This is a genomic window from Cystobacter fuscus DSM 2262 (assembly GCF_000335475.2).
Lineage (GTDB): Bacteria > Myxococcota > Myxococcia > Myxococcales > Myxococcaceae > Cystobacter > Cystobacter fuscus.
Window position 1 is genome coordinate 31,335 of sequence record NZ_ANAH02000030.1, and the last position, 12,983, is coordinate 44,317.

A 12,983-nucleotide genomic window follows, 5' to 3' on the forward strand; every position below is an offset into this window, starting at 1 on the left:
GTCACGACCTCGTCACCTTCCATCTGGTAGGCCATGCGGCGTGAAAGCCTGGAGCCTGGAGGAGCGATGGCGCGCATCCTGATCATCGAGGACGAGCAGGATCTGGCCGGACTGGTGGAGTACAACCTCCGTGCCGCGGGATTCGAGGCGGAGGCGGTGGGCTCGGGCGCGAGTGGTCTGGCCCGGGCACGCGCCCAGCTGCCGGACCTGCTGCTGTTGGATTTGATGTTGCCGGACCTGGCGGGCAGCGAGGTATTGCGCCTGTTCAAGAGCGACGGCGAGCTGCGCAAGGTGCCCGTCATCATCGTGAGCGCCAAGGGCCAGGAGTCCGATCGCATCCAGGGCCTGGAGCTGGGCGCGGACGACTACGTGGTGAAGCCCTTCTCCGTGCGCGAGCTGCTGCTGCGGGTCAAGGCGGTGCTGCGGCGCGCGGACGCGGAGGCGGGACCGGAGGCCCAGCTGTCCGTGGGTGAAATCCAACTGGACACCTCGCGCCACCAGGTGCGCGCCCGGGGCCAGGACGTGGCGCTCACCGCGCTGGAGTTCCGCCTGCTGCGCACCCTCATGGAGCGCATCGATCGCGTGCAGACACGCGAGGTGTTGCTCTCCGATGTCTGGGGCATCCAGGCGGAGATCCACACCCGCACGGTGGACACCCACATCAAGCGCTTGCGCGAGAAGCTCGGCCCCGCGGGCGACATCATCGAGACGGTGCGCGGCGTGGGCTACAAGCTCACTCCCCCCTGAGCAACGGAGGCCGCTCCGGCCATGCCCCCGCGCCTCTTCTTCTTTCCCCTGCTGGTGCCCGCGCTCGCGGCGTTCGTGCTCTTCCTGCTGCTGGGCTGGAAGATGGACGCCGTCTACGTGGCCTTCACCGCCCTGGTGAGCTCCGTGCTCACCCTGATGGCCGTGCGCGAGCTGCTCCAGCGCCGCCTCGCCCGGCTCGCCCGGCAGATCCTCCAGCGTCCCGAGGGCAGCGCGTCTCCACTGACCAGCGAGGACCAGCGGGAGCAGTTCGACGAGGTGACGCTCTTCCAGCGGTCCCTGGAGTCGCTCCACCAGCGCATGTCCGCGCGCAACGCCGGCCTGCACCAGGAGGCACGCACCCTCACCGCCGTGCTGGACGGCATGGCCGAGGGCATCTGGGTGACGGACGCCGAGGGCACCGTGGTGCGCCACAACGACGCGCTGCGCGCCATGTTGCGGCCCACCGGGGAGATCGTCGGCCAGCGCCCGCTCGCGCTGCTGCGGCATGACTCGCTCAACGAGGCCGTGATGCGCGCGTGCCACGAGGGCGCCTCCACCCGGCTCGAGCTGACGCTGGAGGGCTTGCTCCCCCTCACGCTGGCCATCCGGGTCACTCCCCTGGGAGGCGACCTGCCAGGCAGCGCCGCGGTCTTCCACGACGTCACCGAGCTGCGCCATCTGGAGAAGGTGCGCAAGGACTTCGTCGCCAACGTCTCGCACGAGCTGCGCACCCCCATCACCGCCATCCGCGGCTATGCCGAGACGCTCCAGGGCGGCGCCCTGGGGGATGCCCAGGTCGCGGCCCGGATGGTGGACATCATCCACCGCCAGTCCGAGCGCCTGTCGGAGTTGGTCGAGGATCTGCTCGAGCTGTCCCGGTTGGAATCACGCGAAGTGAAGCTGCGGGTCCAGGACGTCTCCATGGCGCTCGTGTCCACCCGGGCCGCGGAGGTCGTCCGGCACAAGGCCCAGGGCAAGCGCATCGCGCTCGAGCTGAACGTGCCCCCGGATGTCGTCGCCCGAGGAGACGAGCGAGGGCTCGAGCAGGTGCTGCTCAACCTGCTGGACAACGCGGTGAAGTACACGCCCGAGGGCGGGCGGGTGACGGTGAGCGGCGGCCGGGAGGACGGGCGGTGCGTGGTGCACGTGCACGACAGCGGGGTGGGCATCGAGTCGCGGCACCTGGCGCGCATCTTCGAGCGCTTCTACCGGGTGGACAAGGGCCGCAGCCGGGACATGGGGGGCACGGGCCTGGGCCTGTCCATCGTCAAGCACCTGTTGAGCGCCATGGGCGGAGAGATCCGGGTGGAGAGCCAGCCAAACGAGGGCTCCACCTTCACGATTTTCCTTCCAGCGACGGTGCCCTCGGAGGCGGCGGCGGGTTAGGATGCCGCAGCCATGCGGGTCGCCATCCTCGCCGACATTCACGGGAACCTCCCCGCCTGCGAGGCCGTCCTCGAGGACATCGCCCGCGTCGCCCCCGATTACATCGTGGCCGCCGGGGACCTGGCCCTGCGCGGTGCCCATCCGCGCGAGACGGTGGAGCTGCTCTTCGACCGCTGCCATGCCCTCATCATGGGCAACACCGATTGCTACCTCGCAGGCCACTACCTGGGCGGCGCCTACCGCGAGCGCGACCACTGGAAGACGGAGCTGTTGCAGTGGACGCGGGATCAGCTCGGTGAGGCGTGGCTCAAGCGCCTGGGCGCCATGCCCTTCTCCACGCGCTACTCGCCGCGCCGCGGGCAGGATCTCTTCGTCTGCCACGCCAACCCGCGCAACCTCGAGGACTCGCTGGACCCGACGCTCGACGAGAACACCGTGCGCCGCTACTTCCAGCACCTGGACGCGGCCGCGTGTGCCTTCGGCCACCTGCACTTCCCCTACCGCCGCCGCGTGGGCCGGCTGCTCATCGCCGACGTGGCCAGCGCCGGCATCCCCCGCGATGGAGATCTGCGCCCGGCCTACGGCGTCTTCACCTTCACGCCCCGGGGCTGGCGCGTGCAGATCCGCCGTGTGCGCTACCCGGTGCGCAAGGCCACCCAGGCCCTCACCGCGCGGCGCGTGCCCGGTGGACCGCTGCTCATCCACAAGCTCGTCGAGGCGCGCTACCGCCACCACAAGGCGCTGATGGAGGCCGCGCGCCGCCACTCGGGGCTGCCCCCGCCCGGGCCGGTGCTGCGTCCGCCCCCGGGCGCCAACCTCCCGCCCCGGCCCCTGCCCCAGGACATGCCCGTCGTGGAACCCGCCCTGCCCCATCACCTCGCGGGCGAAGACGGTCCGAACATGCCCATCGACGAGGAGCCCCTGCCGCTGTCCACCGTGCAGGATCTGGACGGCTGAACCGCTCACCGCGCCGCGTCCAGGGGCGGATGTCACGCATTTGTCGCAAGCGTGCCACGGGACCGCGAACAGCACGGTCCAGAGTGCGCCGCCGTCATGCCCCACGTCCTCATCGTCGATGACGAGCGAGACCTCGCCGAGCTCATCGATTTCAATCTGCGCTCCGCGGGCTTCTCCACCCGCGTGGCCACCACTGGGGAGGCCGCGCTCCAGGCCTCCCGCGAGCAGCCATCGGATGTCGTCCTGCTGGACGTGATGTTGCCAGACATGTCCGGCGTGGAGGTCTGCCGGCAGCTGCGCTCCACCGCGTCCACGCGCGACGTGCTCATCGTCATGCTCACCGCGCGCGGCGAGGAAGCCGATCGCGTGCGCGGCTTCGAGGTGGGCGCCGACGACTACGTCACCAAGCCCTTCAGCGTGCGCGAGCTGGTGCTGCGGCTCAAGGCCATCCTCCGCCGGGGCAACCCGGGCCGGGAGGACACCTCCGCGGCGCTCAAGCTCGGCCCCCTCACGCTCGACACCCACGCCCACCGCTTCTACGTGGACGACAAGGAGGTGCCGCTCACCGCGCTGGAGTTCCGGCTGCTCGAGCACCTGCTCAGCCGCGTGGGACGGGTGCAGTCCCGCGAGCACCTGCTCGAGGAGGTCTGGGGCCTGTCCAGCCACCTGGAGACGCGCACCATCGACACCCACATCATGCGCCTGCGCGACAAGCTCGGCGCCGCGCGCGCCTACCTCGAGACGGTGCGGGGCGTGGGCTACCGCATCGTCGCCCCGGACGCGGCCTGAGCCCCGTCCTTCCACCTTCCGCAAGCCTTCCCAAGGAGACGTACCTCATGAAGACGTTCATCGCCTCGCTCGCCTCGCTCCTGCTGCTCGTGCTCCCGGGCTCGTCCCGCGCCGGCACGGTCACCGTGAAGGGCTCGGACACCCTGGTCATCCTCGGCCAGCGCTGGGCCGAGGAGTTCATGAAGAAGAACCCCAACACCAAGCTGCAGGTGACGGGGGGCGGCTCGGGCGTGGGCCTGTCCGCCCTCATCAACGGCACCACGGACATCGCCATGTCCAGCCGCCCCATCAAGGACACGGAGAACCAGCAGCTGAGCGCGCGCACCAAGGCCAAGGCCACCGAGATCGCCGTGGCCAAGGACGGCGTGACGTTCTACGTCAACGAGTCCAACAAGCTCGACGCGCTCACCGCCGAGCAGCTGCGCGACATCTACCTGGGCGACATCACCAACTGGAAGGACGTGGGCGGCCCGGACGCCCCCATCGTCGTCTACTCGCGTGAGAACTCCTCGGGCACCTACGTGTTCGTCAAGGATCACGTCCTCAAGGGCGAGGACTACACCCCGAGCGCCCAGACGCTGCCGGGCACCGCCGCGGTGGTGAACGCCGTGGCCAAGGAGAAGCACGGCATCGGCTACGGCGGCGCCGCCTACGCCAAGGGCATCAAGGAGCTCAAGGTGCTCCAGGGCAAGGAGGCCATCGCCCCGAGCGAGGCCAACATCAAGAGCGGCAAGTACCCGCTCTCGCGCGAACTCTACTTCTACCTGCGCGCCAGGCCCGAGGGCGAGGCCAAGGCCTTCCTGGACTACATCCTGTCGCCCGAAGGACAGGCGCTCGCCACGAAGGTCGGCTACTTCCCGGTGAAGTAGTCCCCCAATCCACGCTGCCCTTCGCGTCACGCGATTGTCACAAGAGTCCCGAGGCAAACATGGATAGACAAGTGAGCATGCAGGGTCAGGGACTCGTGGGAATGGTGGCCGTGGCGCCAAAGCTGTCCTCCGCGGCCCGGCGCAGACAACTGCGCGAGAAGGTCATCGCCGGCGTCATCACGGCCATGGCCTTCACGGGCATCGCCGCGCTGGTGCTCATCCTCGTCTTCGTGGCCAAGGAGGCGCTCGCGCTCTTCCTGGACGCCGAGGCCCGGCACGAGGCGAGCCTCTCCAAGATGTTCCTGCCGCAGGTGACGCGCGCGGGCCGGCCCGCCACCTTCATGTGGCAGCCGGTGTCGTCGGTGCCCAAGGTGAGCATGATTCCGCTCTTCATCGGCACGCTCAAGACGACGCTCGTGTCCATGGTGGTGGCGGTGCCCGTGGGCGTGGCGGGCGCGCTGTTCGCGGCCGAGTTCGCGCCGCGGCGGCTGCGCGAGGTGCTCAAGCCCACCATCGAGCTGCTCGCGGGCATCCCCTCGGTGGTGCTCGGCTTCTTCGTGCTGATGGTGCTCGCCAGCTTCATGCAGGACACCTTCGGCGTGAGCTCGCGGCTCAACGCGCTGGTGGCGGGCCTGGGCCTGTCGCTCGCCATCGTCCCCGTCATCTTCACCGTCACCGAGGACGCGCTCACGGCGGTGCCGCGCAGCTACCGCGAGGCCTCCCTGGCCCTTGGCGCCACGCCCTGGGAGACCGCGTGGAAGGTGGTGTTGCCCGCCGCCGCCCCGGGCATCCTCGCCGCGTGCGTGCTGGGCTTCGGCCGCGCCATCGGCGAGACGATGATCGTCCTGATGGCCTCGGGCAACGCGGCCATCGTCTCCGCGTCGCTCACGGATTCGGCGCGCACGCTGTCGGCCACCATCGCCGCGGAGATGGGCGAGGTAGTGGTGGGCAGTCCGCACTACTCGCTCCTGTTCTTCCTCGGGGTGGAGCTCTTCGTCTTCACCTTCGTCCTCAACATGTTGGCGACCACCTGGACCCGGCGGGTCCTCAAGCGCTTGTCCGGAGCCGGAGCATGAGACACACCTGGCGCAGGGCCGTGGGCGGAGCGCTCACGTCCCTCACCGGCCTGGCCGCGCTGCTCATCGTGGCGATGCTGGCCGTCATCCTCCTGGACGTGGTGCGCGGCGGCGCGGGCCATGTCACCTGGAGCTTCCTCTCCGAGCCTCCCTCCGACGGCATGATGGGGGGCGGCATCTTCCCGGCCCTCTATGGCACGGCGGCGCTCACCCTGCTCATGACGCTCGCGGTGATGCCGGTGGGCGTGCTCACGGCGGTGTACCTGCACGAGTACGCTCCCCCGGGCTCGCTGCTGGCGCGCGCGGTGCGCGTGGCCGTGGTGAACCTGGCGGGCGTGCCCTCCATCGTCTTCGGCCTGTTCGGCGTGGGCTTCTTCATCCACTTCGTGGGCGGCAACATGGACCGGCTGCTCGGCTACCAGGAGCTGCACTGGGGCCAGCCGGGCATCCTCTGGGCCTCGCTCACGCTGGCGGTGCTCACCCTGCCGGTGGTCATCGTCTCCACCGAGGAGGCGCTCCGGGCGGTGCCGATGGATCACCGCACGGCGAGCCTCGCCCTGGGCGCCACCCAGAGCCAGACGCTCGCGCGCGTGGTGCTGCCGGGCGCGCTGCCGGGCATCCTCACCGGCGCCGTGCTGGCCATCTCCCGCGGCGCGGGCGAGGTGGCTCCCATCCTCTTCACCGGCGCGGCCTACTTCCTGCCCGATCTGCCCCGCGCGATGAACTCCCAGTTCATGCACCTGGGCTACCACTCCTACGTGCTGGCCACGCAGTCACCGGACGTGGAGGCCACCCGGCCACTGCTCTACGCCACGGTGCTGGTGCTGCTCGCGCTCACCTTCGCCCTCAACCTCGTCGCGGTGCTCATCCGCGCCCGCACCCGCCGGCGCGCCGCCGCGGGACACTGACGCAAAGCGTGCCATGCCCCTCTCCTCCCCTACTCCCGCGCGCATCAAGATGGAGTCGCGCGCCCTCACGCTGCGCTACGGCGCCAAGGTGGCCGTCCGCTCCGTGAGCCTCGCCCTGCCCGAGCACCAGGTGACGGCGCTCATCGGCCCCTCGGGCTGCGGCAAGTCCACCTTCCTGCGCTCGCTCAACCGGATGAACGATCTCATCCCGGGCTCCAGCCACGAGGGCACCGTGCTGCTCGATGGCATGAGCATCCATGACCGGAACGTGGACGTGGTGGACCTGCGCCGCCGCGTGGGCATGGTCTTCCAGAAGTCCAACCCCTTCCCCAAGAGCATCTTCGAGAACGTGGCCTACGGCCTGCGCGTGGGCGGGATGAAGGACAAGGCGGAGCTGGACGCGCGCGTGGAGAAGTCCCTGCAGGGCGCGGCGCTCTGGGACGAGGTGAAGGACCGGCTCGGCGACAGCGCCCTGGGTCTGTCCGGCGGCCAGCAGCAGCGCCTGTGCATCGCGCGCGCCCTCGCCGTGGAGCCCGAGGTGCTCCTCATGGACGAGCCGGCGAGCGCCCTGGATCCCATCGCCACGGCGAAGATCGAGGAGCTCATCTACGAGCTCAAGGCGCGCTACACCATCGCCATCGTCACCCACAACATGCAGCAGGCGGCGCGCGTGAGCGAGCTCACGGCGTTCTTCTACATGGGCGAGCTGGTGGAGTGTGGGCCCACCGAGCAGATCTTCACCAACCCGCGCGAGAAGCGCACCGAGGACTACGTCACCGGGAAGTTCGGCTGAGGGCCGGGGGAAGCGAACACATGCCGTCAGTGCATACCGACAAGGCGTTCGAGGCGGACCTGCGCGAGCTGCGCGAGAAGCTGCTGGCCATGGGCGCCAAGGTGGAAGCGCTCATCGCCAACAGCATGCGCGCGCTCATGGAGCGTGACACCCCCCTGGCCGAGGAAGTGACTTCCGGCGACAAGGAGGTCAACCGCCTGGAGGTGGAGATCGACGAGGCGTGCCGCCGCATCCTCGCCCTGCGCCAGCCGGCCGCGAGCGATCTGCGCCTCATCACCACCGCGCTGAAGATCGTCACCGACCTGGAGCGCATTGGCGACCTGGCGGTGAACATCGCCGAGCGCACCAAGGACCTCAACCAGGTGCCTCCGCTCAAGCCCTACGTGGACATCCCCCGGCTGTCGGACCTGGCCCTCCAGCAGGTGAAGAAGGCGCTGGATGCCTTCGTGTCCGCGGACCCCGTCAAGGCCGAGGAGGTCCTCAAGGCGGATGATCACCTCGATGCCCTCTACCTGAAGATCTTCAACGAGCTGCTCGGCTTCATGATGGAGGACTCCAAGAACATCCGCCGCGCCACGGCCCTGATGTTCATCGCCAAGCACCTCGAGCGTATCGGGGATCATGCCACAAACGTGGCCGAGATGGTTGTCTATATGGTGCGCGGCACCGATATCCGACATCCACGCAGCCGCAACCTGCCCTCGGGGCCCTGAGACGGGGTGGCATGGGGGAGTGCTCGCCTGGGCGCCCACCAAGACATCACGGGGGCGTCAAATTGTCGTCACGTACGGTTTGGTAGCATCCTGCGCGCACCGCGCCCCAACCCCCGGGGTGACCCTCCTGCTCAGGAGCACGACGTGTTCTCGACTCACGCCCTTGGTCTCGCCCTCCTCGTCGCAGCGGCCCTCGGGAGCTTCGCACTGAGCGTGCAGCTCTTCTGTGTCTGGCTCCACCACTGGCGCACGGCCCGCGCGGCCCCCAGCACTCCCTCCTCGCGTCCCCTCAAGAGCATCTCCATCCTCAAGCCCCTCTGTGGGGTGGATGACGACCTCGAGGCCAACCTGGAGTGCTTCGCCACGCTGGACTATCCAGCCTACGAGCTGGTGCTCGGGGTGAAGGACACGAGGGATCCCGCCTATCCCGTGGCCCAGGCGGCGGTGGCGCGCTGGCCGAAGCGGGTACGCCTGGTGGTGCAGCAGGGCGAGCCCGGCCTCAACCCCAAGGTGAACCAGCTCGTCACCCTGGCGGCGGCGGCCCGCAACGAGCTGCTGCTCATCAGCGACTCCAACACCCGCGTGGAGCCGGGCTACCTGGAGGAAATCTCCCACACCTTCGAGGATCCCCGCGTGGGCTGCATGTCGCACCCCATCAGTGGGTTGGGCGAGCAGACGCTGGGCTCGCTCATGGACAACCTGTACCAGTGCACCTCGGCGGGCGCGGGGCAGATCTCCGCCAAGCTGGCCGCGGGCCAGGATCTCGTGGTGGGCAAGTCCATGGTGCTGCGCCGCTCGGTGGTGGAGGCGCTGGATGGCTTCCGCGCGGTGGCCAACGTGCTGGCCGAGGACTTCGTCATTGGCCAGTGGGTGACGCGGCGCATGGCCCTGCGCTCGGTGGTGGCGCGTGCCCCCGTCTACAACGTGTCCCAGAAGAAGAGCGTGAAGACCTTCTTCAAGCGCTATGTGCGCTGGAGCATCATCCACCACACCTGCATCCCCACGCCGCTGTACCTGGCGCAGTCCATCCTCAACCCCACGCCCTGGGCCCTGCTGGGCGTGATGCTGTCGCCCTCGGCGCAGACGCTCGAGGCGGCCGGCGCGGTGGTGGGGGTGAAGCTGATCCACGACGTGGCCGTCTTCCGGATGATGCGGCCCGGACAGCGCACCCGGTGGGTGACGGTGCCCGCGGTGCTGCTCAAGGACATGTTGCTCTTCGCCGCCTGGGTCAACGGGCTGTTCGCCCGCTCGGTGGACTGGCGAGGCCACTCCCTGCGGGTCATGGCCGGCTCGCACCTGGTCGCGCCGCCCTCCGCCCTGCCCGCCCCCATCCCCCTGCCGGCGCCCCTGGCCGCGGCCGAGTCCGAGGACCGGGGCGAGCTGCTCGCGGGCTGACGGGTTCACCGGGACGTCACCGGCCGCCCCCACAAGAGTTACCTGGGGGCCATGGCCGTGTTTCAGCGGGTGGGTACATCCCCACCATGCACCTGCGAACCCTGGCGCATCTGTCGGATCTCCACCTGGATCTCACCCCCGAGAGTGACACCACGGCCCGCGCGCTCGTGGAGAGCCTGCTCGCCGAGAGCGTGGACCATGTGGTGGTCACCGGGGACCTGACCCACCAGGGGAGTCAGCGTGAGTACAAGCGCTTCCGGGAGCTCTTCGCCCCGCTGCTCGACGCCGGGCGGCTCACCTTCATCCCCGGCAACCATGATCGCACGGGCGAGGACGCGGGGAGCCGGTGGATGAACGGGCGCAAGGTGCGGGTCGAGCACGCCGAGGGCCTGTACCTGGTGTGCGTGGACTCCACGGGCCCGCACAACCGCAACTACTTCGCCTGCCACGGCGTGTTGACGCCCGGGGTGCTGGACGCCGTGGACGAGGCCCTGTGCGCCGCGCCGCGCGACGTGCTCACCGCGGTGCTGCTGCACCACCACGTGCTGCCCCTGCCGGAGGAGAGCTTCCCGGAGCGGCTGGCCACGCGCATGGGCTGGCCCCACGCCTCGGAGCTCGCGCTGGGCGCCGAGCTGGTGCAGCGGGTGCAGGGCCGGTGCGATCTCATCCTCCATGGACACCGGCACGTGCCCCGCGAGTTCGACCTGGGGACGCCCCGGGGACGAGGGCTGCGCATCTACAACTCGGGCAGCTCCACGGAGATGGGCCGCTTCCGTGTCTTCTCACATGCGACGGGCCGGCTGACGGGGGCTCCGGTCTGGTACCGGGCCGCCCTGCCCCCCTCGCGCAAGCGCTCGTCGGCCCCCAACGTGGGACCGGCGTTGCAGTACCTGGCCTCGCAGCTGACGATGGCGCTCCTCTAGCTACTCCCGTGCGCCCTCGCGCAGGCCCAGCACGATGACGGCCCACTCGTCCGTGGCGTCCCGGTACGTCTCGATGCGCTCGAAGCCGACGCGGGTGTGAGCCCTCATCGAGCGCGTGTTGCGCGTGGCCACCTCCGTCACCGTGCAGTCGAAGCGCGCCCCGTAGCTCGCGCGGTGCTCGCGGTAGAGCGCGTCGAACACGCCCTGGCCCCGGTACTCCTCGGCCACGCACACCTGGCCCATGACGTAATACGAGTACTCGCGCAACGGACGTCCGCGCCAGCTCAGCTTCTCCAGGAGCTGGAACATGGGTTCCAGGATGGGGACGAAGGTGCGCGCCTCCACCGGCATCACCAGGGCATAGCCCGCGAGCCTCTCCCCGTCCTTCGCGATGACGCTCGGTGCGAGCGCGTGCATCCGCTCCAGCACTTCCAGCGTATGGGCCACGGTGACGAAGCCCTCTCGCACGGCCTGAGAGGGGGAGACGTGGTCGCGCAGATTGGCCACCTGGAGCTGGAGGATCTCCTCCAGTTCCTCCCGGCGCGTGACGAGGCAGGTCCGAATCGGCGTTGACGGAGTCATGGTGACCGGGAGCATAGGAGCGCGGGCCCCTCGGGTCACCGCTGTTGGCAGCCGTAGCTCGCGTGTACACCAATGGGCCGCGCGGCTTCTCCACCCGCCTGACGCACGGCTCGGCTGGCCCCCGTCCGCGGCCCTCCTCGGCCCCTCCGCTCCAGTCCGCCATCTCTCCACAGATGCGCTCGGTGACGGTGCCATCGGAGTGGGAGGGCCCCCCCTCCGTCCTATGCTCCAAACACCTGAAAACACGTGGGAATCCACCAAGTCTGGCACCGACGGCCGCGAGGCGCTCGCCGCACGTCACAAATTCCGGCGCTCGATCGCTCGATGGTTGTCGCGGCACATCGCCGCCGAATAAAGGAGCACACCTTGAGTGAAACAAGCGCCGTCAAGTATGAGCGGGAGATCCCGAAGGTCTTGCAGGCCATGACCGACGTGCACCGTGCCATTGACACCCACGGTTTCGATCGACTGCTCCATCATCTCGTCCAGCTGCGCGCGTCGCAGATCAATCGATGTGCCTATTGCGTCAAGATGCACACCCAGGAGGCGCGGCGGGACGGCGAAACCCCCGAGCGACTGGACCGTTTGATCGTCTGGGAGCAGGTGGACGACTTCAGCGAACGCGAGAAGGCGGCCCTTGCCTGGACGGAAGCGCTGACCGTGCTCGACGGGAAGACCGACCTCGGAGCACTCCGGGCCCGATTGAGGGCGCACTTCACGGACCAGGAGATCGGGGTTCTGACCTCGATCGTGGCCATGATCAACCTGTGGAACAGAGTCCAGGTGTCGAGGCACTGAAATGCCGAATCGTGACGACGTCGCCATCTTCGAGCAGTTCAGGCCCACACTCCTGGGGCTGGCCTATCGCATGCTTGGGTCGCGGGCCGACGCCGAGGATGCCGTCCAGGACACGTTCATCAAGTGGCGGAATGCCGACAGGGGCAAGATCGAGAATCCGGCGTCGTGGCTCACGGCCCTCTGCACGCGCCGATGCATCGACCTGGCCAGGTCCGCCCATAGAACCCGGGTGGACTACCTGGGACCCTGGCTGCCCGAACCGCTCCATACACCGAGCGAAAACGAGGCTGAAAACGCCTTGTCGATGGCGTCATCCCTGACGACCGCGTTCTTGTTGATGCTCGATCGGCTCACGCCGAAGGAGCGGGCCGCCTATCTGCTCCACGAGATCTTCGACGTCTCCTACACGGAAGCCGCGAAGACCCTCGATATCCAGGAGAGCACCTGCCGCAAGCTGGTTTCCAGAGCCCGAGCCAGCATCGAGCAGGCGAAGGTCAGGCACATCACTCCGGTCGACAGGCAGGAGCAGCTGCTCGCCGCCTTCAAGGCGGCCGTGGTCGGCGGCAACACGGATCAACTGGCGATCCTGCTCTCGGACGATATCGAACTCAGCGCCGACGGGGGAGGCAAGGTGCCCACTGTTCTCCGTGTGCTGCGCGGCAAGGCGGAAGTGCTGGAGTTCATCACGCAGAAGCTCCGCCAGTATTGGAGCGCCTACCAATGGAGTGCGTCGGAAATCAACGGTGGCCGAGGAGTCATCCTTCACGAAGAGGAGCTGGCGACGGTGGCCGTCTCTTTTGCCTACGACGAAGCAGGCAGGACGACGAACATCTACATCGTGCGCAACCCCGACAAGCTCTCCCACCTGAATGGATTGCTCAAGCAATAGCCCTGCTGGGCGTGAGAAGAGGCCGAGGATGACAGCCAGGTACAGCCAACCCTGCCTCGTCCACACGTAACTGCTGACCGTGGCCCAGGTACTATTGGGCTAGAAAGGTGTCAAAGGACTCGTTCCGACATCTCGTCTCCTGTCGGGTAGACCGGGGC

Annotated in this window: 14 protein-coding genes; 13 read left to right on the forward strand and 1 reads right to left on the reverse strand. The window is 68.7% G+C overall.

Going from position 1 to position 12,983, the window contains the following annotated elements:
• Positions 1 to 66 precede the first annotated feature (66 nt).
• The 11 genes from D187_RS35420 (at position 67) to D187_RS35470 (ending at position 10,556) form a co-directional block, all read left to right on the forward strand.
• The gene (locus D187_RS35420; RefSeq protein WP_002630231.1) at positions 67 to 747 is read left to right on the forward strand and encodes a winged helix-turn-helix domain-containing protein; all 681 of its coding nucleotides are present in this window, start codon (positions 67 to 69) and stop codon (positions 745 to 747) included.
• 21 nt (positions 748 to 768) lie between these two features.
• Positions 769 to 2,133 (forward strand): sensor histidine kinase, encoded by a 1,365-nt coding sequence (locus tag D187_RS35425; protein WP_002630232.1) that lies wholly within the window; start codon positions 769 to 771, stop codon positions 2,131 to 2,133.
• A 12-nt stretch (positions 2,134 to 2,145) separates the two neighbouring features.
• A complete protein-coding gene (locus tag D187_RS35430) occupies positions 2,146 to 3,090 on the forward strand; it encodes a metallophosphoesterase family protein (protein ID WP_002630233.1) in 945 nt (314 codons plus the stop codon).
• A gap of 96 nt (positions 3,091 to 3,186) precedes the next feature.
• Entirely contained in the window at positions 3,187 to 3,879 is a 693-nt protein-coding gene (locus D187_RS35435; protein WP_002630234.1) for a response regulator, read from the forward strand.
• A 47-nt stretch (positions 3,880 to 3,926) separates the two neighbouring features.
• Positions 3,927 to 4,748 (forward strand): phosphate ABC transporter substrate-binding protein, encoded by an 822-nt coding sequence (locus D187_RS35440; protein ID WP_002630235.1) that lies wholly within the window; start codon positions 3,927 to 3,929, stop codon positions 4,746 to 4,748.
• A 59-nt stretch (positions 4,749 to 4,807) separates the two neighbouring features.
• Positions 4,808 to 5,824, forward strand: a complete 1,017-nt coding sequence (gene pstC, locus D187_RS35445) for a phosphate ABC transporter permease subunit PstC (RefSeq protein ID WP_043433095.1) — start codon at positions 4,808 to 4,810, stop codon at positions 5,822 to 5,824.
• Entirely contained in the window at positions 5,821 to 6,732 is a 912-nt protein-coding gene (gene pstA, locus D187_RS35450) for a phosphate ABC transporter permease PstA (RefSeq protein WP_043433098.1), read from the forward strand. The genes pstC and pstA overlap by 4 nt, the downstream gene beginning before the upstream one ends.
• 49 nt (positions 6,733 to 6,781) lie before the next feature.
• Positions 6,782 to 7,525, forward strand: a complete 744-nt coding sequence (gene pstB / locus D187_RS35455) for a phosphate ABC transporter ATP-binding protein PstB (RefSeq protein ID WP_245591905.1) — start codon at positions 6,782 to 6,784, stop codon at positions 7,523 to 7,525.
• A gap of 20 nt (positions 7,526 to 7,545) precedes the next feature.
• Positions 7,546 to 8,238, forward strand: coding sequence for a phosphate signaling complex protein PhoU (gene phoU, locus D187_RS35460; protein ID WP_002630239.1), 693 nt, complete (start codon positions 7,546 to 7,548; stop codon positions 8,236 to 8,238).
• Positions 8,239 to 8,382: 144 nt separating this feature from the next.
• Positions 8,383 to 9,633: a ceramide glucosyltransferase gene (locus D187_RS35465; RefSeq protein ID WP_002630240.1), complete on the forward strand. Its 1,251-nt coding sequence runs from the start codon at positions 8,383 to 8,385 to the stop codon at positions 9,631 to 9,633.
• 86 nt (positions 9,634 to 9,719) lie between these two features.
• Complete coding sequence (locus D187_RS35470; RefSeq protein WP_002630241.1) at positions 9,720 to 10,556, forward strand: metallophosphoesterase family protein; 837 nt, start codon at positions 9,720 to 9,722, stop codon at positions 10,554 to 10,556.
• Here the strand turns inward: D187_RS35470 and D187_RS35475 are convergent, their stop codons facing one another.
• Positions 10,557 to 11,138: a GNAT family N-acetyltransferase gene (locus tag D187_RS35475; RefSeq protein ID WP_051256688.1), complete on the reverse strand. Its 582-nt coding sequence runs from the start codon at positions 11,136 to 11,138 to the stop codon at positions 10,557 to 10,559.
• 366 nt (positions 11,139 to 11,504) lie between these two features.
• Here D187_RS35475 and D187_RS35480 point away from each other — a divergent pair, with 366 nt between their 5' ends.
• Both D187_RS35480 and sigJ read left to right on the forward strand, forming a co-directional pair.
• Complete coding sequence (locus tag D187_RS35480) at positions 11,505 to 11,936, forward strand: carboxymuconolactone decarboxylase family protein (protein WP_043433100.1); 432 nt, start codon at positions 11,505 to 11,507, stop codon at positions 11,934 to 11,936.
• 1 nt (position 11,937) lies between these two features.
• On the forward strand, positions 11,938 to 12,825 hold the full coding sequence (sigJ, locus tag D187_RS35485; protein ID WP_002630245.1) for an RNA polymerase sigma factor SigJ: 888 nt from the start codon (positions 11,938 to 11,940) through the stop codon (positions 12,823 to 12,825).
• The last annotated feature ends 158 nt before the right edge of the window (positions 12,826 to 12,983 follow it).